The following is a 23,348-nucleotide window of genomic DNA, read 5'->3' as shown; positions in this document are numbered from 1 at the left end:
TAGTGTGTTTTGATAACATTTTTATCCCCCACAAAAGCTTTATTCCTTTCTATTATACAAAAAAAGCTTGTAGACTTGGTCTAATTCTTAGACTTTGTCTACAAGCTGAGAACTGTTCCCTGAACAGTTCTTTTTTTGTCCATTTATTTAATTTGGTTTTTTCTTACTTTATAATAGAACATAGCGATTTTATTAAAGAGGGGCATATTATGGGTTTTTTGAAAAAATTTCAATTTGTCGGGGGAAGGATTGCTAAAACGGGACTTGCCGTTTTCCTTACTGCTCTCGTATGTGAACTGTTGAATTGGCCGGCGACCTTTGCCGTCATTACCGCCATCGTCACCATTGAACCAACGGCTGCCAATTCAATCAAAAAAGCGTACGTCCGCTTTCCAGCTTCGGCTATCGGTGCTTTATTTGCCGTCATCATCACTCATACGTTAGGGGACCATGCCCTTACCTATGCCCTGGTTGCGCTCCTGACGATCATCACCTGTCACAAGCTTCATCTGGGAGCTGGTATCCTGGTCGCTACATTAACGGGGATCGCCATGATTCCCACGATCCATGATCACTACGTTGCAACGTTTTTCATCCGTCTTGGTACGACTACGATCGGATTGATCGTATCGACCTTGGTCAATCTGTGGATCCTCCCACCTAAGTATAGCAACACGATTTCAACCAATATTCATAATCTCTATTTCAAAACAGGGAATCTGTTGGAAAGAAGGGGATCTGAAGTCCTTCATAATCATTCTCTGCACAGAGAGACGAAGTTGATATTCAATGATATTTTAAGAGAGATTGAATTGACGGATACTCTTTGCGAATACCAGAAAGAAGAATGGAAGCTCCACCGCTCCAACCGTCAGGAAATGCGATGCTTCCATTATGAATATAAGAAGCTGAACATCTTGAGACAAATTCTTTTTCATATCGGTAACATCATCTATCTGCCTGTTCACTATTCTTTCAGTGAAGAAGAAAAAGAGCGGATCATGGATGCAACATTAAGTTTAAAAGGCATCATGCATCATCCTTCATTTGATATTCCCGATCAGCATTTCACTCTTATGAAGAATTTATTGGAGGAATTCTGGGAGGATCAGGAGGGGCTTCATATGAAACCATTCCAATCCATGAAGCATCATTTCTCCTGCGAAACCATCATGCTTTATGAGCTGTTATCCATTCATGATCTTGTTGAAGAGCTGAGTGGGATTCATCTCCTTGAGGCACAGCATCGTAACGCACTGAAAAAAGCACTGCCCACGGAATGATGATTAAATATCCTTTTACAAAAACGAAAAAATCCGAACGAATTCGATATTCAGTAAAGAATGTCGAATGACCGTTCGGATTTATTTTGTCTGAAACGCATTTGTCTCATGTCTCTTTCAAAGCATTATTCGCCAACATTGCAATGACCATATCATCCATTGGAGGGTTATGGAGCCCTGCTCTCACATCACGGTAAAAACGCTGCATGGGATTGGTCCGGAAGAGGCTCCTCGCTCCTACGATCCTCATGGCAGTGTCCACGATATGAAAGGCGCTGTTTGTGACAATGTGCTTGACAGAAGAGAGTTCTGCAGCCATATCTCCCCGCTTTGCAGGCTCCCTTACCCACTTATCTGCCACGGAATACAGAATCTGCCTGGCTTTAAACAACTCTAATTCAATTTCACCAATTTTCCGCTGGACCTCAGGAACATCCTTGATCGGTCCGGGCAGACTGTTCGGGGAGTAGTCTTTGGCAAACTGGATGGCATAATTACGTGCTGCCATCGCTACCCCTATATAACAGGCAGGGATATGAAGCAGCCATGCTTTAGGAAGATCACTCTTCCCTTGGTCGCTGTCCCGCTCCACGAGGGAAGAAGGCGGTAACTGGACATCTTTAAGAACGAGGTCATCACTCCCTGTCCCCTTCATGGAAATCGTATCCCACGTCTCCTCAATGCTCACGCCTTCCAAGTCATGATCCACAAGGAAGAATCCTTTCTCTTCAGTATCACCGATTACAGCAGATACTAAGGAATAGTCCAGTACTCTCGCCATTGAAGTAAAGGATTTCCGGCCTGTTATTCTCCAACCCTTGTCGGTTTTGATAGCCTTGGTCAGAGGCAGTCCCCCTCGTGTCGGGCTGCCTGTTGCCGGTTCTGTGGCCGCGCGGTTCACGAGAGCCTTGTTTGACACAATCTCCTCACACAGATCCTTGAAAATCTCTTCCTCCCAAGCACGGGTCTCTGTAAGCTCCATCAATCCCCCCAAGTGCCAGCCAATGGACAATGCCGTTGCGGCATCCCCTGTAGCCAGCCTCTCCTGGATCATCACAAGCTCATATAAATTGATCTCTTCTCCCCCATATTCTTTCGGAAGAGACAGTGCCCCATACCCACTTTTTTTGAGGTCGCTGAAATTTTCATGTGGGAACGCATCCTCTCTATCGTACGACTCCCCCCGTTCAGAAAAAGCATCAGCCAGCTTCCCAGCCAGATCAACCAATTTCCTTTGGCGTTCATTCTGTATAAACGATTGATATACATCCAATGAAACAGCACCTCCCAATGATAAAATGACGTTCCTGTTCTCCGTTTATCATAATCAATTTCGCTGCCCGACTCAAAGATAAAGCTTACTAATCTGATCGGGTTACATTTTCTCCTTCAACCGAATAATTGCTTTTACAATGAACATTCTATAAGTAACATCACACACTAAGGAGGAAATGACCTTGAGCCACAAACGCAATAAACGGTACATATTGATTCTGATGCTCATATCGTGGGTATTTCTCTTATTGGCAGGAAAAGAAACCTTAAAACGATATTTACCCGCCTCTATGTTCATGTCACTTCTTGTGTATTCTGAAAATGTGTTGGCAGAGAGAATCAATTGGTGGACCATCTCAACAAGGCTTTTCCCGAAAGTAAACGGCATCATGCCATTTGTCATCGGGGTTTTCCTGACAGGATCGGTGTGGATCCTGAAATTCACTTATCAAAACATCTACCTTTATGTATTCGTCAACATTCTTGTTGATTCATTTTTTACATACCCTTTTTATTCCCTTTTCAAAAAACTGGGTGTGTGGAAATTGACTCATTTAAAGCAATACAAGCTATCCGTTCTGTTTTTCATGAAATCACTGCTCATGTATGCTTTCCAAAAATATATCGGTGAAAGGCTTTATTCTAAAATCAAAGCCCCACTTCAGTAAAAAAACCTGCTGCCACAGTGGCAACAGGTTTCTTTTTTTGTAGATTATGATGCATTTTCTTTATCTTCGACTTTGTATTCCTGCTCCCAAAACTCTGCATTTTTAATACCGAGTTTTTTCGAGTTGAAGACCGGATCAAGCCCCTGCTTCTTCTGTTCTTCGTAATCCTTCAACGCTATAAGCGCCGGTTTGGCAAGGATAAGGATCGCGATCAGGTTCAGCCATACCATAAGTCCAAGTCCGATATCACCCAACGCCCACGCAAGAGCCGCTTCTCTTACCGCTCCGTAGAAAGTGGCTCCAAGAAGGACTACCTTCAGGAGCACCATGGCCGCCTTTGAATTCTTGCCTCTCAACAAGTAAGCCACATTCGTCTCAGCCATGTAATAGTATGCCATGATCGTCGTAAAGGCAAAGAAGAATAAAGCGATCGCCACGAATGATGCCCCGAATCCAGGAATGACGGATTCAATGGCAGCCTGTGTATAGCCAGGACCCGCTTCAATACCATCCAGATTGTTTGCAAGCATCGTCCCGTCAGGACCTTCCGTATTGAATGAGCCCGTAAACAGGATCATGAATGCTGTTGCCGTACAAACAAGAAGGGTATCAATATAAACTGAAAATGCTTGAACCAATCCTTGTTTCGCCGGATGTGAAACCTCTGCCGCAGCAGCAGCATGGGGTCCTGTTCCTTGACCTGCTTCGTTGGAATAGATCCCGCGTTTCACACCCCATGAAACAGCCATACCGATGATACCGCCGAATACGGAATCGACACCGAAGGCACTTTTGAAAATAAGGGCAAAAACAGCCGGGATCTCAGCAATATTCATTCCGACGATGATAAGGGAAAGAAGAATATACGCAATGGCCATGAATGGCACGACGTACTGAGCCACTCCCGCAATACGTTTGACTCCGCCAAAGATGATGACCCCGATTAACACGACAAGACCGATACCTGTGACCGTCGTGTTAAGGCCGAATGCATTTTCCAGTCCTAATGCAATGGAGTTTGACTGGATCCCCGGCATTAGGATACTCATAGCAAGTAATGTTGCAAACGAGAATAGTACGGCATACCACTTCCAGCCAATACCCTTTTCAATATAATAGGCTGGTCCCCCACGGTATTCCCCGTCCTGTTTCACTTTATAAATTTGAGCTAATGTAGACTCAATAAAGGCACTGCTTGCACCGATGAATGCAATTGCCCACATCCAGAAGACGGCTCCCGGACCACCGAAGGCGATGGCAGTAGCCGTACCGGCGATGTTACCTGTTCCTACACGTCCGGATAATGAAAGTGCCAAAGCCTGGAATGAAGACACCCCTGCACTTGAGCTTCCACCCTTAAACATTTGAACCACCATATCTTTAATCAACCGGACCTGCAAAAACTTCGTTAAAATAGAAAATAGTAAGCCTACGCCTAAACAAAAATAAATCATGACCGGGGACCAAAGGATCCCTACGAGCTTGCCAACGAATTCTTCCACGGCATTTCCCCCTTTATTTTTATAAAAATTTTCTAACTATTAAGAATTATATTTTATTTGACACAATATAGACAATCCTTTTTTATGACGAAAATATCCCAAACGTAGAAAAACCCTTATATGCCAAGACTTTATACTCGTAAAAAAAATTTGGGGCACTCTATTAAAGAGGTGATAAAATGTCGAAAAGAAAACTTCTCGCCCCTGAATCCCGAGCCGCAATGGATGAGCTCAAAGCGAGAGTGTCGGGTACCCTGGATCCAAAGGAAGCCAAATATGAAATCGCAAAAGAACAGGGAATCCCTCTACAAAGAGGTTATAATGGAAAATTAACGTCCGAACAAGCGGGGAAGGTCGGAGGATCGATCGGTGGGAATATGGTGAAGGAGCTTGTCAGAATGGCTCAGGAGAATATGTCGAAAAAATGATCATTTAAAAAGCTGACACACCGGATGTCAGCTTTTCTTCTTAAGGAGTATTTCTTTCAAATGATCAAGATCCTTATAGATGTCTTTTTCCAGCGACCGATTATAGAAAATCGAAGCTGGGTGAAAGGTTGGAAAGATGGAGTAGGTTTCCTCGCTCCAGGTCCATTCATTAGAATCGAGATCTTTCAACCGCCTTACCTTCGAATGGATCAACTGGCCGTGACAGTCCGAAATCGTATATTTCCTCCCCAACAATCTTTGCAGCCCTATATTACCCAATGTGACAAGCTGCTTCGGCTTCACATGTTGGAGCTCATAATCCAATATCGGTGCATGGGCCAGCTGTTCCTTAAGAATCGGAGCCCTGTTGTATTTCTTTTCGATCATTTCATTGTCCACGGTTTTCTTTTGTACGATTTTGTAAGGTCTGCTCCTGACAGTAGAGGTGAAGTAAATATCTTCCCTTCCTAAACCGAGGTAATGAAAAAACTGATCGAGTACCTTACCCGCTCTCCCGCTGAAGGGCATCCCATTATGAATTTCGGTTTCCCCGGGTGCCTCCCCGACAATCATGATGGCAGGGTTCATCGGTCCTCTTCCATGGACAAAGCCTTCACAGTTATAAGGCTCCATCCGCTCTTTACACAGATTCACCAGTGTTTCCGGTATCATGCGCATCATCCTTCACTTCTTATTATTTTCGTTATTCCCGATGTGGAGGGAGTCTACACATCCACATGTTTATTTCCCTCTCAGAAAAGGAATAGTATGGGTAAATGAAAGATTAAAGGAGATGGATTGATTGTCACAAGCTGAACTGAAACAACAAATCTTAAAGGTTCTTGACGAAAGCAAAGTGGGTACGCTGGCGACTGTGAAGAATAATAAGCCTCATTCCCGCTATATGACGTTCTCACATGATGAACTCACTTTATATACGCCAACGAGCAGTGACACGCATAAAACCGATGAAATAGAAGATAATCCCAATGTCCACATCCTCCTTGGCTATGAAGGGGAAGGATACGGAGACACATTTGTTGAAATCGAAGGACGTGCTTCCGTCGAAGATTCTGCACACTACAAAGAAAAACTATGGAATGACCATATGAAAAGATGGTTTGAAGGCCCGGACGATCCAAATTACATCGTCCTGAAAATCCAGCCGACAGCCATTCGTCTGATGAACGATGAAGAAGATTCGCCGCAGTCGCTTGAATTATAATTAAAATGATTCCTTGACATATTACAAGATTAATGATATATTTAGTTATTGTAATCTTGTAACATACATTGAAACGATAGAGAAGATAATTCGTAATTCTATTCTGTTTTGATTTAACAACTTATTCACACTGGATCGGCTTCGGAGCCGTTAGGATGTAAGAGAGGTAGGGCTTACGTCGTTTAGGTATATCAAACGACTCAAGGAATTGCCCGCGGCTGTTTATTATCTGCAAACAACGTTCAAGATATAAATATATTACTTGTGATGTTGCAAGTTACAGAATTGCCTTTATCCGATTAAGGGCAGTATCGAAGGGATCGCTAACGGGATGATTAGCCCCTTTATAAGAAAAAACACCTCAAAAGCGCTGACTTTTGAGGTGTTTTTTTATGTGCTCGTTGAATCTTCCCTGTCTTCTGCCTTCTCAACCGCTCTCCTTCAACTGGCTGTGATACAACCCATGATAAAAGCCCTTCGTCTTTAGAAGCTCACCATGAGTGCCCTGTTCAATGATTCTTCCTCCATCAAGGACCAGGATTTGATCAGCCTGACGGATCGTGTTAAGGCGATGCGCCACCACTACGCTCGTCCGTCCCTTCATCAACCGTTTGAGGGCATCCTGGATCTTCAACTCCGTAATCGTGTCGATACTGCTCGTTGCTTCATCCAGGATCAAGATGGACGGATTGGAAAGGATGGCCCTCGCAATGGATAGTAGCTGTTTCTGCCCCTGACTGATCCCGCTTCCATCCGCCCTCAACATCGTATCGTAGCCCTCGGGCATCTTCTCGATGAAGGTATGGGCATTGGCGAGCTTAGCGGCATCCTCCACCTCGTCATCGCTCGCATCGAGCCGGCCGTAACGGATATTGTCGGCAATCGTCCCCTGGAACAGGAAGCTATCCTGGAGAACGAAGCCCATCTGCTGACGTAAGCTTTTTCGTTTAATGGCCTGAATATTTTGGCCGTCAATCTCTATCCTTCCTTCATTCAGCTCATAAAACCGGGATAGGAGATTCGTGATCGTTGTCTTACCAGCCCCTGTTGGTCCGACCAGGGCAACGGTTTCACCGGGACGTATGGAAAAGGATACATCCTCAAGCGTCCGTTCCCCTTTTTCATAGGAGAACGAAACATGTTGAAACTCGACCTTACCTTCAACGTCCTGTATTTCCACGGCATCTCCTTCGTCCTTCGCTTCTTCCTCTTCATCTAAAATTTGAAATACACGCTCGGCTCCTGCAATCGCTGAGAGGAGCGTGTTATACTGATTCGCCAGCTCATTCAATGGCCGTGTGAACTGCCTCGCATACTCTGCAAATATGACAATGACACCGATCGTGATCATGCCGTTCAGGGCAAAGACCCCTCCCACTCCGGCAATCACGGCAAAGCTGAGATTATTCAGCACGTTCATTAGTTTTGGGATGAAACCGGAATACGTATCCGCCCAATAGGCAGCTGTCTTCAGCCTCTGATTCTTTTCACCGAATTCTTCGATGGCCGTTTCTTCCCTGGAAAACGTTTTGATGATGCTGTGACCAGAGATCGTTTCCTCGATATATCCGTTCAATTCACCTATATTGTGCTGATATTGTTTAAATAAACGGCCTGTCCGTTTCGTGATCCACTTCATGCCAAAGACCATGAGAGGGACAATGGTCAGGGTAATGAGAGTGAGGAGCGGGCTTAACCAAAGCATGATCGAGACGGTCCCCACTAATGTAAGGACACTGGATATGATTTGAATGAACGAGCTATTCAAGGTGGCGCTCACATTATCAATATCATTGGTCACCCTGCTCATCAGTTCGCCGTGCTTCCGTTTATCAAAGAAAGGGATGGAGAGTTGATGCAATTGATGGAAGAGATCCTTCCGCAACCTGTATACCGTATCCTGAGCGACACCGATCATCCAATAATTTTGGAACCAAACGGACATAGAATGCAGGATGTACACCGCAATCAAGCCTGTGATCAGTCCCACCAGCCCCGATGTCTCCTTCGTGACGATATAGTCATCAATCGCCTTCCCCACAAGAAAGGGTCCTAGAAGGGCCGCTGCCGAACTGATGAACACCATTAAAATGACCAGATACAAAACGACCTTCATTTTGGAAAGGTAGTTCCACAGGCGTAGAAGTGTCCCTTTCGCATCTTTTGCTTTGTCGTTTTCCCCCAATATCTTTCGTATATGCCTAGACATGATGGATTTCCCCCTCTCCGAATTGAGACTGGTAAATCTGTTGATAGAGAAAGGAATCCTCTACCAGGGACTGGTGGGTCCCTTCCCCGATCAATATTCCGTCTTCTAAAAGCAGAATACGATCGGATTCCATCGCCGTACTGACCTTTTGAGTGATGATCATGGTTGTACACTCATATTTCTTTATTGCTTGAAGGAGCTTCGATTCCGTTTTCAAGTCCAACGCACTCGTACTGTCATCCAGCAGGAGGATCTTCGGTTTTCGAATGAGGGCTCTGGCAATGGAAAGCCTTTGTTTCTGCCCTCCTGAAAGGTTGACCCCTTTTTGCCCGAGGACCGTATCATATCCGTTCGTGAGATTCAGGATGGTTTCATGGATTTGGGCATCTTTTGCCGCTTGAATCATTTCTTCCCTTGTGGCATCTTCCTTTCCCCACAAGAGATTTTCTGAAACCGATCCGGAAAACAGGATGACTTCCTGAGGGACATATCCGATATTTTTTCTTATTTCCCCTAATGGAATGGTCCGGATTTCCCGCCCGTCCAATTGAACGGTTCCCCCTGTTGCATCATACAGACGGGGGATGAGCTGAAACAGGGAGCTTTTACCTGATCCCGTAGCCCCTAATATGGAAACGGTTTGCCCCGCTTCCACCTTAAAGGAAACATCCCGAAGCACCTTTCCCCTGGTGGATGGATATTGAAACGATACATCTTTAAACGATATTTCTCCTCTTACCACTTTATTGTGAAAGTCTACATCCGTTCCATCCTTCAAGTCGATCTCGGTTTCTAGTACTTCCTCGACCCTTTCAGCTGAAGCCCTCGCTCTTGAAAAGCTGGTGATGATAAAAGAGAATATGGAAAAAACAGATGAGATTCTCGTGACATACGTGACGATCGCTACTACTTCCCCAACCTTGGTACCTCCTGAGGCAACATCTATACTTCCGAACCATAGAACGGAAAGAAGGGCAAGGTTCATGACAAACATCAAGAGAGGCATAATGATCTCCATGAACCTGAGGGCACGTACCGTACGATTCTTCAAATCTTCATTCGCTTCATGAAATCGGCTTTCTTCATGCTTACTCCTCGTATACGCTTTGATCAACCTCATTCCGGAAAGGTTTTCCTTCATGACCTCATTTACTTTATCGAGCCTGGATTGAACTTTTTCGAACAGACTCCACCCGCGTTTCAACACCCAAAACAGGAACAGCCATAACACCGGAATCACAACGATCAGAATAAGCGCAAGCCGGGCATTGACGATCAGGGCCATGAGGGTGGAACCCACTACCAATAATGGAGCCCTGAGCATGATCCTGAGGCTCATGAAGATCGTGTTCTGGAGCTGCCTGACATCATTCGTCATTCTCGTGATGAGAGAAGAGGCCGGAAGCTTATTAAAACTGGCAAACGAAAACGACTGAACTTTCCTATACAGGCTTTCCCGCACATCATATCCGAATCCCTGACTCGTATGGGCAGCAAAAAATGAATTCGCCACACCTGAAAAGAAGGCAACGAGAGACATCCCGACCATGATGAATCCCCATTTCAACACGATGTCCAAGTCTTTATTCAGAATTCCTTCATCGATGATCCGCGCCATAAACAGCGGATTCAATAGTTCTACTGCAAGCTCTACCAGCATCAGACTCCAGGCAACGGCCATGGCAGCACGGTAAGGCTTTAAGAAACGTATGACCTTCAAACGAACACCCCTCTAAACAAATATCTGCCATTATTTATATGTATCATCATATCGTTTTTTTATGCAGGGTGGTAGTTGGAAGTGCCCTGCTGTCCAGGGGATTCACATAAAAAAACCGCATGATCCCATAGAGAGGGATCATGCGGCTTGTTCCTGTTATTGATTGAAAGGTGGAGTATCCGTACCTCCACGATTCGGTCTGTTCTTTTCTTCTTCAATTTTCCGATCCAGTTTAGAAAGATACTTTTGTGCAAAGTCCTTTCCACCCAGACCAAAGGCTAAACCGAAAGCCAATGCCAGTCCACCCAGAATCAACATGAACGCAATATTGACGATGGAATCAGCCACTTTTAATTGATCCAGGGCCATAAAGAAGCTTAGAGCAATGATTGCGTATTTCGTGATGGAAGGGAGCACTTGAAAATGATCACTCAGTACGTTGGATAGGATGCTCTTAACCAAGTTACCCAGGTACAATCCTGCGCCAAGAATGACGATGGCTGCTAACACATGTGGCACATAAGCTAATACACCCGTTGCCAGAGCGACCAGGAATTCCAAATGCACCATTTCAAGTGCTTCTACTACAAATAGGAAAACAATGATAACCTGAACGACTCTTCCTACAAGTCCTGATAGATTCATATAGGATGAACCCTTGGCTTCATATGGGTTCTTATTGACGTTTATACGTCCGATCCCCATATTTCGCAACAGGGAATTGAATCCTACCCTGTTCAGTAAACGTGCAACCAATGCGCCAACCCATCTACCAACCCAGATTCCTGCCAGAATGAGTACAATTGCAACCGCAATATTCGGAAGCATTACTAGGACCTGATTCAGCATGTGAATCGCCGGTTCTGAAATCCCTCGGATGTCCAGCTGATCCAGCGCAGAAATGGTGACCGGAATCATGATCAGGACGAATGCAATCGTCCCAATGACCGACGAAACCGTTGTTCCTTGAAAAAGTTTTCCGATGCCGAATCGATCAGCGACTCTCTCTGTGCCAATCGCCTTCAGGAAGTTCGTCACAATATCCCGCACGATCTTGGCAACAAACCAGCCAACAAGAAGAATGATAGCCGCTGCAAACAGCTTAGGTATAAACGCCAGGAAGCTTTGGAGCATTTCCGTGAAAGGTCCTGAAACCCCTGCAATGTTAAGAGCTGCCAACACCCCGGGTAAGAATACAAGAAGCACAAGGTAGAAGACAATTCTTGCCGCCGTGTAGACGTATCGATGTGCATCGTTTTCATCTTTCGCCAGCTTAGATCTTACCAGCGTGCTTTTAACGGCAGGTCTCATACCCAGTTTCTCAATCAACACCTTCAGGACAGAGGCAACGATCCATGCAAATAATAGAATAAGTGCCGCTTTTAAGACATTTGGAATCGCTGTCGCCATCGTACTCAACATACCGACTAAAGGTGAAGCAATAAAGTTCAAGTCAAGGATATTGAAGAAAGCGATAAATACAAACACCAGCAGAATAAAGTACACTATTTTACTAATGACTTTCTCCGATGTCCATTTCCGTTCCCCGGTCCTGCTGCCAAAATATAGATTATCATCGATCTTTATTCTTTTTAAGATTCCGTAAACGGCTTTTTCAATAGCCTTTGCTATAATCCAGCCGATCAATAACACCAATAAAGCTAATAACAGATCTGGAAGCTTACCTAAATACCCGTACCATTCTCGCGTGATCTCATTGTTCATTCGATGTTCTCCCTTCCATATATGGAAAATGTATAATGCTAATACTTATCTACCCAAAGAATTTTTTTCAAAACCAGACAAAAAAAGATAGTCTGATGCTCCAGTCGGCATCCTTAAGTAATAGAAGGGGAGAATCTGTTGAACGGAAGAGGTATTATCAAAAAAAAAGACCCCACAGAAGTAAGGTCCGTCCCTCTATCTCATCCTCCGGGCACTGGCGTTCAGGCGCGCATTCCGGATGACCTGGTTGATGACTTCCGAAAATATGAGCCCGATGGCAATGGAACCGGAGATCATAAAGGCTTTGGCTGCCAGGTTGATGGCGGCATTGTAATCATTTTGAACGAAATTTCTCATGGCATCGTACGCCAGCCCCCCGGGTACAAGGGGGATGATCCCGGCAACAGAGAAGATGATGACCGGTGTTTTGTACATTTTCGCAAACACCTGACTCACCACAGCCACGACAAAGGAGGCAAGTAACGTGGCAAGAACGGTGTCTGTTTCATTTAAACTCATCAATATGTAAATGATCCAGCCCAGCATCCCGACAATTCCGCATTTAAAAAGGGACTGCTTTGGAGCATTGAAGATAATCCCGAATGCAGCGGCGGAAATGAAGCTGGTCACTAATTGCTCGACGATGTGCATTCCCTTTTCACCCCAATCTCACTTTACGTTAATGTAAACACGACAGCAATGCCTGTACCAATGGCAAATGCCGTTAAAAAAGCTTCTGCGCCCTTCGAGAGGCCAGAAACGAGATGACCCGCCATCAAGTCCCGGACCGCATTGGTGATCAGGAGACCGGGAACAAGGGGCATCACGGATCCAATGATGATCTTATCCAATTCCTGTCCGATACCAAGCTTTACAAATCCGTATGACACCATACCGATGATGAAGGATGCAAGAAACTCCGCGAAGAACTTTATCGGGACGAGGCGGTGTAAATAAATCAGGCTCGTAAACCCGATGCCTCCCGTGATCAGAGCAGGAATGAAGTCCTTCCACATCCCCTGGAACATGATGAGAAAACAACCGCTTGCAATCGAAGCCGCTGCCACTTGAATCAGGAAGGAATAAGATAGATCCGACTGATCCAGCTTCTCAAGGGCATTGTATGCTTCTTCAAGAGTCAGATGCCCTTTACTGATCTGCCTTGAGATACTGTTCACGAGGGTCACTTTCTCAAGATCCGTAGACCTCTCATTAATTCGGATGAGCTTCGTTTTGGTCGGTTCTGAGGTTTCAATCGAGAAGATGATCCCAGTGGGGGTCACATAGCTATGCGATTCCGATATCCCATAAGAAGCGGCAATGCGCATCATCGTGTCCTCGACACGATACGTCTCCGCCCCACTTTGCAGCATGATCTTCCCCGCCAGCAGGCTGACCTCCATAATGTCATATCTTCTTATCATTTTTGCTTCCATACGATCTCTCCACACGTACTATTTTTTGAATAGGTCTAGTTTATAGGAAAGCAGTGGTGTAAGCAATGAGAAACGGGAGGGATTTTAGGTGGATTTCATTCTTCCCCGGTCCTCGATAGAAAAAACCGACCCCATTAAAGGATCGGTTGATAAGATTTCACGAGGCCTTTCGGCTGATTTCGTGTTGATGCGACTGCACTTTGATCAATCTTGGTGCGATATTTGCTATGAATGCCAGCACGATGGTGCATAAAAATGCCGATCCCAACATGGTGATCCCATTTACTATAAGAGAAAATAGCAGTGGGGACATCTCATCCGGTGCATACTCGGCAAAGAACACGAATCCGGCAATGAAATGCCAGAAATAACGGGCAAGGCTCCCTGCGAATGTTGCAATCACTACCCAGAAGACCACTTTGGACCGTTGGCCGCTTCCCAGTGCGCCCTGAATTTTCCCGGCAAAAACCCCGGCAAAACCGATAAAAGCAAAAGCGATGAAATACTCAATCGCCATTTGGACCGGGGTCGCAATCCAGGCATCCCCGAGGGCAATCTGCAGGATCCCCCATAAAAAGCCCCCTATCAGTCCGGCTCTCAAGCCTCTTCGATAAGATAATAGAAAAATCGGAACCATGGCAATCGAAATCGAGATACTCGGTGATAGCTTAATAGAAGGCAGCAAATCGAGGATGACCGCAAAAGCAGCCATCAATGAAGCTTCAAGCAATACGACAAGTCGAGTGTTTTTCATAAAAAAATCCTCCTTATGTGATAAAACGAAACCATAAGGAGGGAGAATGAAACAATCGAAATAAGCACTATACTGCCTATTTTCCACATCCCTACGCTAGTCCTAACTAACAGGTTCAGAGGGTCAGAACAGATTGTTCACTCTCAGCTTTCGCTCCCCTTGTGGTACCGTTTATAAAGTTGTTAAGGTTTATTATACATGAAGAATGATAATTTAAAAGAATGATAGGAACTTTTTCTTAAGGTGTCTCTCTCAGAGGATCATGAAGGATGATGACGGGCATTGACTTAGGGGTTACCATGAATCCATATACTTTTCCATCTTTGTCCTTATACGCTACAGAATAATCTCCGAACTGGGGTGAGAATTCGACGTTCTGATATTCAAGGTCAAGGTCCTGGTATTTCAAGCTAACATAAAGATTGGTGGCGATTCTTGCCGTCAGATGTTGTACAGTGGAAATCCGGTTGGCTACTATTATGAGTATGATTGCGAAACAGAGTAACATGACTTTCTTTGTCCTGGACAATCTGATCATTCAACAAGCCCCCTTTCATTTCTCATAACTACTATACTCTTATACTCTCTATTATATACCTATTCACTGAACCATGACAAAAGAGCTACTTCAATGAGATGTGTCAAAATACCCATTTTCAGCAGCCCTTTTAAAGGTTTATATAGAATTCAAATACAACCTACCATTTATAATGACCACTGATATTTATCCTACTAAACAACTGTTTAACCTATCCAGGCCAGTCCAGTTAACGTTTCCACTTACTAATCAAACGTTTGTTTAGTTGTCTAACATCTCAGTAAGACGGGAGAATTGCCTGTGGAGTTCGTCGATTGGAACGAAGCGTGCTTTTCTGAACATCTCTTTGCCGTCTACAAATACGATGATGACGGGCACGGTGAAGATGGAAAATTCCCCTGCTATTTCCGGGATTTCTTCTGCATCGGCATGGATGGAATTCACAGATTTGAAATCCTTCAACATCTCTTCCACCTGTGGCAGGAGTGCGTGACATACAGAACAACCGGGCCTTGATATGTATAGCAGTACCAGCTTCTCAGCTTCCAGCTTTTCATGGAGTGCTTTTAGTGAATGGACCTCTTCCATTTGACTGTCCCCCTTCTCCGATTATTGTATTGATGGGTATTTGATCACCTTGTCCCTTCTTGATATACATACACCTTCCCGTTGGACGGTCTCCTGAACGACGGTCCGGTAAATCCCCGCTTTCGTAATTCTTTCCTCATAAATATCATGATTCCGCCATGACCTACGATGAGCACATCCTTCCCTTCATGGACGACCCGATCGACCACCACACGGATCCTCTCTTCGATTTCCCGCTTGCTTTCAGGCTGAGACCGGTGGTTGAACCACCAGGCGAGCCTGATGAATGCCATATGAAGAAAGAGCGGCATTTTCTTGTCAGTCCGGAATATGGGAGATAATCTGATTTCCCTCAGTTCCTTTAGAAAGGTGATTTCTCCTTCATAAACCGCTTCAGCCGTTATTTGTGCCCTAGATAAATCACTGGAGTAGCAGCCTTCCCAATCAATATCTTTAAGATCAACTTCATTGCCCTCTACGTCCGAGGCATCATACTCTTCCACCCACTTCATCAGCTCATCACTCGTTACATATGAAGCCGGGTAGCCCCTCGTTACTTTAAAGTGCCTTATGAGACCAATCTTCATACACATCCCCTCCCCCTTCTATTATACTGGTTTATGGAAGAGAAAAGGCATGCGCTTTGGGCGCATGCCTTCTTTTCGATCAGCCCAGGGAAACGTCCAGAATCATCATCACGACGAAACCGAGCATCAGTCCCAATGTAGCCAAGTCCGTACTTCCTGAAGATTGTGACTCAGGAATCAGTTCTTCGACGACGACGAATATCATCGCTCCTGCTGCGAAAGCAAGGGCATAAGGCAGGAGGGGCTGCACCATCAGGACTGCAGCAGCACCGATCACAGCGGCTATCGGTTCTACGATGGCTGATAGCTGACCGTAATGGAAGGATTTCAAACGGGACATCCCCTCTCCCCTTAGCGGGATGGAAAGAGCGGCCCCTTCAGGCATATTCTGGATCCCGATTCCGATTGCAAGGCCAATGGCCCCCACTAACGTTGCATCCCCGAGGCCGAGCGAGGCAGCACCGAAGGCAACACCGATGGCAAGACCTTCCGGAATATTATGAAGGGTGATCGCAAGGAATAATAAGGTCGATTTCTTGAATTTAGTTGGAGGTCCTTCCGCATCTTCCGATTCATTCCCCAAATGTAAATGCGGTACGACAAAGTCTAAAAGTCTAATAAAAACGCCACCAAGTAAAAAACCGATGGCAGGTGCAAGCCATGGGATCTGACCGTTTTGCTCACTGAATTCTATTGAAGGCGCAAGCAGTGACCAAAACGATGCTGCTATCATGACTCCTGCGGCAAACCCGAGCATCATATTCAACGTATGCTTTTCAATTTTCGTAAAGAAAAACACCGTGGCTGCTCCAAGGGCCGTCAGCCCCCATGTCACCAGACCGCCGAATAGTGCCTGCATCGTGGGGTTAAATCCACTTAACCAGTCTATGAACATACGAACCACTCTCCTCCGATCAAACATCTAGAATACTACCATCTTGCATCAAGGAAACTTTCTTTGTCAAAGGAAATGTCATACTACCTATTTACCAGAGCCCATCATTTTTCTATGTATATGTCATTCGCTTCAAATGGTGTATGTATCGTTTATACTTCCCATCCTTACCTAAGGGCTATACAAAAAAACGCCCCTGCCTCCAAGACAGGAACGTACTTCCTATTCGCCCCTTATGGCTGTTTTCCATAAAATAAGGTTCAGGACGAATAGAAGGATGAGGTAGCCCGGAATACCGAATGGAATCTGCAGGGCCAGGTAATGAAGGCCAAAGAACACCCCTACGATGAGATAGAACGGCAGCACCTTCCAGCTGTCACTTTGCTGGACACCTTCGAAACTTTCTGTAAATGGCAGTGTCCCCCTCATTAAGCTCAGACAGATGACGGTGAATATACAGGCACTGATAAATACGATGATGATTTCAGGGATCACCCGGTACCCAAACAGGATGATGAAGACAATGCTTATGATGGCATATAGCGGAAGGAATAGTTTCATAAGGAATGCCTTCAATGTCCCTTTGTAGATAGCCGCCCTGCCTGAGACAGGCGCTACTTTATATATCCAGGATCCCTTGTATTTCCCTGAATAACTGAGCATCATCACGACTGTCGGTATAACGATGAAGCTCGAATAGATCGATAGGTACATGCTTGAAGTCAGGAGATCTTCCCTTGTCCCATCCATCAATCCATTGAAGATGAAAATGAACGGCATGATGATGGCAAACCCAAGGGCGGGATACACCTTCAGCTTAAATTCCCTTTCATTTTTCATCATATAATGGGCGAACCGGTAAAATGCACGCTCTTCATTCGACTTGGCGAGTACCTTCATGAGTCCATCCCCGAACCGGAAACGGGCTTTCTTCTTCTTACCGCCATGGGAGGATAATTTCTGAAGGTTCTTCTCAAAGGTCGGCAACGCCTTCACATAAACGATAAGAGCGAGGAAAGGAACCAGTACAGCCATAAATGAGAGAATCAGGATCATGGTCTCGTGATTGCCGTTCAGGAACCATTCAAACGGAGCCCCGAACCAGATGGGTGGCAGAAAGATATTCCACCAATCCGGTGTGAACGAAATCGTTAAATCCACAAACTCAAAGGAACGCGCCACAACCTGATATCCCACTGCAAGTCCGATGGATAATCCGATCTGTACATAGTTGATGATGTCCTTCAGTTTTTCCCCATCGAAGTATTGCAGGATGAAATAGTAGAGCATGGCCGTAAACACAACGATGAAGATATTCATCAGGATGATTCCTGCCAGGAAAATAAAAAAGAAGGAAAGACCCTGATTGATCAAGCCCACGACTAGTGGAATGGCGGTCAGGGAGCCTGTCAGGAAAAACAGATAAATAAACACGTGAAGCGTTTTAGCCAGGCTGATGGTTTTCCTTTCAACAGGCTTGGTAAAGAGAATCGTATGATCCCGGATGTCCAGTATGACGACTGAGAAATCTGAAATCATTGATGTCATGACGATGAAAATGAGCACGGTAAAGGTGATGCTCATCTGAAAAATATATTGATCTCCCATTACAATGAAAGGGATGACGAATAATCCAAACAGCGCATACACCCAGAGGGATTTAATAAAACGGTTTTCATCCTTCCCTTTCTTCCTGCCTTGCTGCTGGAATATCGTAGGCACACGTCTTTGATCCATTGTCAGCTTGACTTGAAGGATTCTTCTCAACAACCGGTAATCGAATCCAAGCCTCCTAAACAATCCTTGAAACCAATCCAGAAACAAAAGTGTACGAAATTCCTTCATCCCTACACCTCTTGCACAACAGAAACAATTTCCGCTGCCGTTTCTTTATGCTCATTGAATCCGGTTAATTGGTTGAAGATTTCCTCAAGGGATCCTTCCATATTCTGATTCTTTAAATCTTCAAAACTGCCATCCGCCACGATTTGTCCGTTATGCAACAGAACGATCCGGTTGCTGATCTTTTCCACCACGTCCATGATGTGAGAGGAGTAGAAGATGGTTTTCCCCTCAGCGGCAAGCTGGGCGAGAAGCTCTTTAAAAATCATGACCGAGTTGGCATCCAATCCATTGATGGGCTCATCCAAAAATAATACATCGGGATTATGTAATAAACTCGAGATGATCAGAATCTTCTGCTTCATCCCTTTTGAATAAGAGGCTATCCTTGACTCATACACTTCTGAAAGTCCAAACAACCGGGTGAGTTTTTCCGCTTTCTCCCCCGCCTTTTTTTGTTCCATTCCATATAGTTCCCCCATGAATGTGAGGTACTCTTCTGCCGTGAGGTTATCATAAAGATCCGCCATCTCAGGCACATAGCCGATCCGTTTCTTATATTCTACAGAACTATGGGATATATCTTCACCGAAGAGCGTCACCTGGCCCGAGTACCCTTCTTCAAGGCCGAGGATGATCTTGACCGTCGTACTTTTCCCGGCACCATTCGGACCGATATAGCCGATGATCTGTCCTTCATACACATCCAGCCGGACACCCTTCAACACTTCCTTACTGCCAAAATTCTTCTTCAAATCCCTGATCGACAAAACCGGTTCACGTCCGTCCATAACAATCCCCTTTTTTCTTTAGATATGCCTATATGCTAACATAAATTCCATTTTATGGTCGTGAGTTCGAGTGATAAATAATATTTATCGATAATGAATAGTGGATTTTCCCCTTCCCATGGGCTTCGCTTCAGTTTCTATCCATCCAATTTTAGCTATAAGGCACGGATTGTATATTGTGGCTAATCACTATTTATTCACAAAAAGTTATTTCTGAAAGTCCATTGTGATTGGTATCACCTTTAAAAGTTAGTGCCGGGAAAGTTGATTGGAGTGGAAGGATGCTCGACTCCTGCGGGAATAGCTGGAAAGTCCGAAAAGCGGAAGCGGCTTGCTCAGCCCCGACAAGCATAAGATGAATGGGCCGGGAAGGCGTTCTTTGCCTTCTTGGACCATTTAACTTATGACCTCGAGGGGTTAGCCGCTGGAGCTGGACAGGTGAGACCCCGCAGGCGCAGCCGAGGAGGCTCACCGCCAGCCCCGCGGAAAGCGAGCATCCTGGAATGGAAATCAACTACCATTCCCTCCTAAAACATTACAACAAACTATTTGAAAATATTTTCATTTCCCCCTTCCCAAACTGGCAGAACTTGTTATATACTTTAACTGTATTAAGACACGTAGTACACTACATACAGTCGGGAGGGTGGATATGTTTGAGCTTGATTTAAGAAGTCGTAAACCCATCTATGAACAATTAGTCGAAAAGCTAAAAGAATTAATCATTAATGAAGTGCTGAAGCCGGATGAACAATTGCCTTCCGTTCGTGCCCTGGCACAGCAGCTGACCATAAATCCAAACACAATCCAAAAAGCCTACAGGGAACTCGAATCTCAAAGATTCATTTATTCTGTGAAAGGACGGGGTAGCTTTGTTAATCCTTCAAGTCACATTCAAAACGCGGAGAAAATCATGAAAGTAAAAGAAGAGTTGTCTAAACTTTTGTCCGAGGCCCTTTACTTAGGGATCACAACGGAAGACTTAAAACAGATGATTGCAGAAATCGAGGCAACGGTTGGGGGTAATCAAGCTGATGATCGAGGTTAAATCCATAAACAAAGCCTTTGAAGGCACAGGAATCATACATGACATCTCTTTCTCTGTTCAAAAAGGTTCGATCTATGGCCTGCTCGGATCGAACGGTGCAGGAAAGACCACATTACTGAAAACCATTGCAGGAGTATTGAAGCCTGAAAGCGGAGAAATCTCAGTTAACACACAGCCAGTCTATGAAAATATCCCGACGAAAGAGACGTTGTTCTTCATCCCTGATCAACCGTTTTTCTTTGCTCACTACTCATTGACACAAATGGCCCGTTTTTATCAGAACACTTATAGCCGTTGGAATGAGGAACGCTTTCAATCATTGAGCCGTTTATTCGGGATTGACCCCAATAAGAATCTTCATAAATTTTCTAAAGGAGTTCAAAGGCAGGCGGCGTTTATCCTGGCCCTGGCCACTCAACCCGATGTCCTGATCCTGGATGAACCGATGGACGGCCTTGATCCCGTTGTCAGGAAAAAAGCCAAAAGCGTTCTGATTTCAGAAGTGGCCAACCGGGACATGACCATCATCATTTCTTCTCACAATCTCCGGGAAGTGGAGGATATTTGTGACCATATCGGGATTTTACATGGTGGGGAATTTTTGCTGGAGAAGGAACTCGATGATTTAAAGTCCGGCATTCACAAAGTACAGCTGGCATTCAAGGGGAAGATTCCCGGAGAGCTCTTTAATGATCTTGAAATCCTGCATAACGAAACGAGGGGAAGCGTGTCCCTCTGTATCGTCCGGGGTGAGGAGCAACGGGTGAGGAGCTTGATTCAGTCCTACCATCCGGTCATTTTCGACTTATTGCCCCTGACACTTGAAGAAATTTTTGTTTATGAAATGGAGGACGTCGGATATGCCATCCAAAACATCATGGATCAATAAGGAAATCATCGTTCAAAGCCTGCGGAATGTTGGATGGGTCGGCATTGTCTACTTTATCGGACTTCTCTTTTCTTTACCCGTCTACATCATCGGTCAGTTATCCAGGGATCATCAAACGTACCCGATTGCAATTTATGAAAATCTGTTCAAAATGCAATACCCGATCCAAATAGGGTTGTTGCTGATCATCCCGGTCATCCTATCCTTGTTCCTATTTCGTTATCTGCACGTGAAACAGGCTGGGGACTTCATGCACAGCCTACCGATCACCCGCAGAAAATTATTTTTTCATTTTACCGGGACGGGGTTTGGGATCCTCATCCTTCCGATTGTACTGAATACCGTGATCGTACTTTCCCTTTATTCATTCACGGATCTTCAACAATATGTAGGGGTTCAGGATATTTTCACCTGGTGCGGCATTACGATTCTCATGAGTGTGCTCCTGTTCACGGCCTCTACCTTCGTTGCCATGATAACGGGACTGACTGTCGTGCAGGGTGCATTGACGTATATTCTGCTCCTATTGCCTGCAGGCATGTTTATGCTTGTTTGCTACAGTTTGAAAAATCTATTATTCGGATTTCCTGAGGACTATTTCTTCAATGTTCAAATTGAGAAATACTCACCGCTCATCAAAACGGTGTACCTTGAGAACGACCTTCTGTCCGGTACAGATGTCTTGTTATTCTTCATGATTACTCTCGTATTCTATGGATTCTCATACGTGTTATACAAAATGAGAAAAGTGGAGGCTGCCTCCCAGGCAATTGTTTACCCTTTCTTGAGACCGTTGTTTAAATATGGTATCTCCTTCTGCTTCATGCTGATCGGCGGGATGTACTTCGAAGGAATTTATCAGTCAGAGGGCTGGACCTTATTTGGATACTTCTTCGGTTCACTCATCGGTTACTACATCGGTGAAATGATCTTGCAGAAACATTGGAGAGTATTCCGTCAATGGAGGGGATATGCAGGATTCGCACTCGTCATTATCCTTCTCGGGTTCATCATTCAGTTCGACCTGTTTCACTATGAACAGAAAGTGCCCGAATTGGCAGATGTAGAGAAAGTTCATGTCAGTCAGAGCTATTATTCCCTGACGGACAACCCTGAGAATCTGATTGAAGAGCCTTTTATGAATGATCCGATAGCGATTGAAGCCGTCCTGGATCTTCATGAAGCGATTGTGGATCATCAGAGCCAAAAAAATGAAGCGTCTGAGAAAAACGAGCAGATCTTTCTCTATTACAAGATGAAAGACGGCAGCAAAATCGTACGGAATTACCTGATTGATATTGATGATGTGAAATCTCAGTATGCTTCTCTTTATGAAAGCAAGAATTACAAAGAGAAAACACAACAACTTTTTGGTGTGGAATCAGATAAAGTCGACAAACTCACCATTTATAACGAGATGGGGAACAAACCTGCCATTACCGTAGCAGACCCTGCAGATATCAAGGAAGCCATCGATATCCTAAAAGAAGAAACGTACGATGATTCCTTTGAGAACCGTGACAAAATCAATCTTTATAATGTTGAATTCCTCATGTCCAAAGACACTTGGGCAAACACCGGTGTTAAAAAGAACGATAAAAAATTCATTGCATGGCTAGAGGATAAAGGATATTTAAAAGATCTCAAGATGATGTCATCTGATATCGAATGGATGTATGTGACGCAGCCAGTTGATTACAACGATCCTTTCTCTCGACCGGTAGAAGAGTGGGCCCTCCAGTTAAAAAGAGAAAACAAGGGCATCGAAGTGAAAGATGGGGAACAGATCGAATCGATTATGGATGAGCTCGTATACGATCCTATGAATAATGCGTATACGGTTATCATCAAGTATCAGAAACACGGATCCATCCAAACTTTCGGTTTACAGAAGGAAGATGCACCCTCCTTTATCAGAAGAGAACTAAACGATTGATTATAGAAA

At 44.7% G+C, this 23,348-nt stretch carries 22 protein-coding genes and 1 riboswitch; of the genes, 7 read left to right on the top strand and 15 right to left on the bottom strand.

Annotation, left to right across the window (positions count from 1 at the left end):
- Nucleotides 1-209 precede the first annotated feature (209 nt).
- Entirely contained in the window at nt 210-1,283 is a 1,074-nt protein-coding gene (locus V8G47_RS18890; protein ID WP_336201438.1) for an aromatic acid exporter family protein, read from the top strand.
- A 106-nt stretch (nt 1,284-1,389) separates the two neighbouring features.
- On the opposite strand, the gene V8G47_RS18885 is transcribed toward V8G47_RS18890, so the two are convergent.
- Nucleotides 1,390-2,556 (bottom strand): acyl-CoA dehydrogenase family protein, encoded by a 1,167-nt coding sequence (locus V8G47_RS18885; protein ID WP_336201437.1) that lies wholly within the window; start codon nt 2,554-2,556, stop codon nt 1,390-1,392.
- Nucleotides 2,557-2,740: 184 nt separating this feature from the next.
- On the opposite strand from V8G47_RS18885, the gene V8G47_RS18880 reads away from it, so the two are divergent.
- Complete coding sequence (locus tag V8G47_RS18880; RefSeq protein WP_336201436.1) at nt 2,741-3,226, top strand: hypothetical protein; 486 nt, start codon at nt 2,741-2,743, stop codon at nt 3,224-3,226.
- A gap of 44 nt (nt 3,227-3,270) precedes the next feature.
- Here V8G47_RS18880 and V8G47_RS18875 read toward each other — a convergent pair whose 3' ends face one another.
- Nucleotides 3,271-4,728 (bottom strand): alanine/glycine:cation symporter family protein, encoded by a 1,458-nt coding sequence (locus V8G47_RS18875; RefSeq protein WP_336201435.1) that lies wholly within the window; start codon nt 4,726-4,728, stop codon nt 3,271-3,273.
- Nucleotides 4,729-4,907: 179 nt separating this feature from the next.
- Here V8G47_RS18875 and V8G47_RS18870 point away from each other — a divergent pair, with 179 nt between their 5' ends.
- Nucleotides 4,908-5,156, top strand: coding sequence for an alpha/beta-type small acid-soluble spore protein (locus V8G47_RS18870; RefSeq protein ID WP_336201434.1), 249 nt, complete (start codon nt 4,908-4,910; stop codon nt 5,154-5,156).
- A gap of 27 nt (nt 5,157-5,183) precedes the next feature.
- Here V8G47_RS18870 and V8G47_RS18865 read toward each other — a convergent pair whose 3' ends face one another.
- Complete coding sequence (locus V8G47_RS18865) at nt 5,184-5,828, bottom strand: uracil-DNA glycosylase (protein ID WP_442970878.1); 645 nt, start codon at nt 5,826-5,828, stop codon at nt 5,184-5,186.
- Between the two features lie 130 nt (nt 5,829-5,958).
- Between V8G47_RS18865 and V8G47_RS18860 the strand changes: the two genes are divergently transcribed.
- Nucleotides 5,959-6,381, top strand: a complete 423-nt coding sequence (locus tag V8G47_RS18860; protein WP_336201432.1) for a pyridoxamine 5'-phosphate oxidase family protein — start codon at nt 5,959-5,961, stop codon at nt 6,379-6,381.
- A gap of 427 nt (nt 6,382-6,808) precedes the next feature.
- Here the strand turns inward: V8G47_RS18860 and V8G47_RS18855 are convergent, their stop codons facing one another.
- The 12 genes from V8G47_RS18855 to V8G47_RS18800 form a co-directional block, all read right to left on the bottom strand.
- Nucleotides 6,809-8,590, bottom strand: coding sequence for an ABC transporter ATP-binding protein (locus tag V8G47_RS18855; RefSeq protein ID WP_336201430.1), 1,782 nt, complete (start codon nt 8,588-8,590; stop codon nt 6,809-6,811).
- Nucleotides 8,583-10,271, bottom strand: a complete 1,689-nt coding sequence (locus V8G47_RS18850) for an ABC transporter ATP-binding protein (RefSeq protein ID WP_336201439.1) — start codon at nt 10,269-10,271, stop codon at nt 8,583-8,585. Before V8G47_RS18850 ends, V8G47_RS18855 begins: the two co-directional genes overlap by 8 nt.
- A gap of 195 nt (nt 10,272-10,466) precedes the next feature.
- Entirely contained in the window at nt 10,467-12,035 is a 1,569-nt protein-coding gene (locus tag V8G47_RS18845) for a mechanosensitive ion channel (protein ID WP_336201429.1), read from the bottom strand.
- Between the two features lie 195 nt (nt 12,036-12,230).
- A complete protein-coding gene (locus V8G47_RS18840; RefSeq protein WP_336201428.1) occupies nt 12,231-12,686 on the bottom strand; it encodes a threonine/serine exporter family protein in 456 nt (151 codons plus the stop codon).
- Between the two features lie 23 nt (nt 12,687-12,709).
- Complete coding sequence (locus V8G47_RS18835) at nt 12,710-13,471, bottom strand: threonine/serine exporter family protein (protein ID WP_061809985.1); 762 nt, start codon at nt 13,469-13,471, stop codon at nt 12,710-12,712.
- Between the two features lie 157 nt (nt 13,472-13,628).
- A complete protein-coding gene (gene thiT / locus V8G47_RS18830) occupies nt 13,629-14,225 on the bottom strand; it encodes an energy-coupled thiamine transporter ThiT (protein ID WP_336201427.1) in 597 nt (198 codons plus the stop codon).
- 71 nt (nt 14,226-14,296) lie between these two features.
- A riboswitch (TPP riboswitch) is annotated at nt 14,297-14,395 on the bottom strand.
- 68 nt (nt 14,396-14,463) lie between these two features.
- Nucleotides 14,464-14,763 carry a hypothetical protein gene (locus tag V8G47_RS18825; protein ID WP_034760911.1) on the bottom strand — a complete coding sequence of 100 codons (300 nt, stop codon included), beginning with the start codon at nt 14,761-14,763 and terminating at the stop codon, nt 14,464-14,466.
- Nucleotides 14,764-15,024: 261 nt separating this feature from the next.
- On the bottom strand, nt 15,025-15,351 hold the full coding sequence (locus V8G47_RS18820) for a thioredoxin family protein (RefSeq protein ID WP_336201426.1): 327 nt from the start codon (nt 15,349-15,351) through the stop codon (nt 15,025-15,027).
- Nucleotides 15,352-15,395: 44 nt separating this feature from the next.
- Nucleotides 15,396-15,938, bottom strand: coding sequence for a histidine phosphatase family protein (locus V8G47_RS18815; RefSeq protein ID WP_336201425.1), 543 nt, complete (start codon nt 15,936-15,938; stop codon nt 15,396-15,398).
- A 79-nt stretch (nt 15,939-16,017) separates the two neighbouring features.
- Nucleotides 16,018-16,833 carry a ZIP family metal transporter gene (locus tag V8G47_RS18810; RefSeq protein ID WP_034760906.1) on the bottom strand — a complete coding sequence of 272 codons (816 nt, stop codon included), beginning with the start codon at nt 16,831-16,833 and terminating at the stop codon, nt 16,018-16,020.
- A 222-nt stretch (nt 16,834-17,055) separates the two neighbouring features.
- The gene (locus V8G47_RS18805; RefSeq protein ID WP_336201424.1) at nt 17,056-18,678 is read right to left on the bottom strand and encodes a hypothetical protein; all 1,623 of its coding nucleotides are present in this window, start codon (nt 18,676-18,678) and stop codon (nt 17,056-17,058) included.
- A 2-nt stretch (nt 18,679-18,680) separates the two neighbouring features.
- The gene (locus V8G47_RS18800) at nt 18,681-19,466 is read right to left on the bottom strand and encodes an ABC transporter ATP-binding protein (RefSeq protein ID WP_336201423.1); all 786 of its coding nucleotides are present in this window, start codon (nt 19,464-19,466) and stop codon (nt 18,681-18,683) included.
- A 652-nt stretch (nt 19,467-20,118) separates the two neighbouring features.
- On the opposite strand from V8G47_RS18800, the gene V8G47_RS18795 reads away from it, so the two are divergent.
- From V8G47_RS18795 to V8G47_RS18785, 3 genes are read left to right on the top strand one after another with little or no spacing between them, the layout of a single operon-like run.
- Entirely contained in the window at nt 20,119-20,514 is a 396-nt protein-coding gene (locus V8G47_RS18795; protein ID WP_336201422.1) for a GntR family transcriptional regulator, read from the top strand.
- Entirely contained in the window at nt 20,501-21,403 is a 903-nt protein-coding gene (locus V8G47_RS18790; protein WP_336201421.1) for an ABC transporter ATP-binding protein, read from the top strand. Before V8G47_RS18795 ends, V8G47_RS18790 begins: the two co-directional genes overlap by 14 nt.
- The gene (locus tag V8G47_RS18785; RefSeq protein ID WP_336201420.1) at nt 21,375-23,339 is read left to right on the top strand and encodes a DUF6449 domain-containing protein; all 1,965 of its coding nucleotides are present in this window, start codon (nt 21,375-21,377) and stop codon (nt 23,337-23,339) included. Before V8G47_RS18790 ends, V8G47_RS18785 begins: the two co-directional genes overlap by 29 nt.
- The last annotated feature ends 9 nt before the right edge of the window (nt 23,340-23,348 follow it).

Origin of the sequence: Rossellomorea sp. LJF3 (assembly GCF_037046045.1) — a bacterium.
GTDB lineage: Bacteria > Bacillota > Bacilli > Bacillales > Bacillaceae_B > Rossellomorea.
This window is presented reverse-complemented; position numbering and strand designations above follow the sequence as displayed.

Coding starts and splice junctions, on each gene's coding strand:
- V8G47_RS18890 (WP_336201438.1), top strand. CDS start 210: ATGGGTTTTTTGAAAAAATTTCAATTTGTCGGGGGAAGGATTGCTAAA.
- V8G47_RS18870 (WP_336201434.1), top strand. CDS start 4,908: ATGTCGAAAAGAAAACTTCTCGCCCCTGAATCCCGAGCCGCAATGGAT.
- V8G47_RS18865 (WP_442970878.1), bottom strand. CDS start 5,828: ATGATACCGGAAACACTGGTGAATCTGTGTAAAGAGCGGATGGAGCCT.
- V8G47_RS18855 (WP_336201430.1), bottom strand. CDS start 8,590: ATGTCTAGGCATATACGAAAGATATTGGGGGAAAACGACAAAGCAAAA.
- V8G47_RS18850 (WP_336201439.1), bottom strand. CDS start 10,271: ATGGCCGTTGCCTGGAGTCTGATGCTGGTAGAGCTTGCAGTAGAACTA.
- V8G47_RS18845 (WP_336201429.1), bottom strand. CDS start 12,035: ATGAACAATGAGATCACGCGAGAATGGTACGGGTATTTAGGTAAGCTT.
- V8G47_RS18840 (WP_336201428.1), bottom strand. CDS start 12,686: ATGCACATCGTCGAGCAATTAGTGACCAGCTTCATTTCCGCCGCTGCA.
- V8G47_RS18835 (WP_061809985.1), bottom strand. CDS start 13,471: ATGGAAGCAAAAATGATAAGAAGATATGACATTATGGAGGTCAGCCTG.
- thiT (WP_336201427.1), bottom strand. CDS start 14,225: ATGAAAAACACTCGACTTGTCGTATTGCTTGAAGCTTCATTGATGGCT.
- V8G47_RS18825 (WP_034760911.1), bottom strand. CDS start 14,763: ATGATCAGATTGTCCAGGACAAAGAAAGTCATGTTACTCTGTTTCGCA.
- V8G47_RS18820 (WP_336201426.1), bottom strand. CDS start 15,351: ATGGAAGAGGTCCATTCACTAAAAGCACTCCATGAAAAGCTGGAAGCT.
- V8G47_RS18815 (WP_336201425.1), bottom strand. CDS start 15,938: ATGAAGATTGGTCTCATAAGGCACTTTAAAGTAACGAGGGGCTACCCG.
- V8G47_RS18810 (WP_034760906.1), bottom strand. CDS start 16,833: ATGTTCATAGACTGGTTAAGTGGATTTAACCCCACGATGCAGGCACTA.
- V8G47_RS18805 (WP_336201424.1), bottom strand. CDS start 18,678: ATGAAGGAATTTCGTACACTTTTGTTTCTGGATTGGTTTCAAGGATTG.
- V8G47_RS18800 (WP_336201423.1), bottom strand. CDS start 19,466: ATGGACGGACGTGAACCGGTTTTGTCGATCAGGGATTTGAAGAAGAAT.
- V8G47_RS18795 (WP_336201422.1), top strand. CDS start 20,119: ATGTTTGAGCTTGATTTAAGAAGTCGTAAACCCATCTATGAACAATTA.
- V8G47_RS18790 (WP_336201421.1), top strand. CDS start 20,501: ATGATCGAGGTTAAATCCATAAACAAAGCCTTTGAAGGCACAGGAATC.
- V8G47_RS18785 (WP_336201420.1), top strand. CDS start 21,375: ATGCCATCCAAAACATCATGGATCAATAAGGAAATCATCGTTCAAAGC.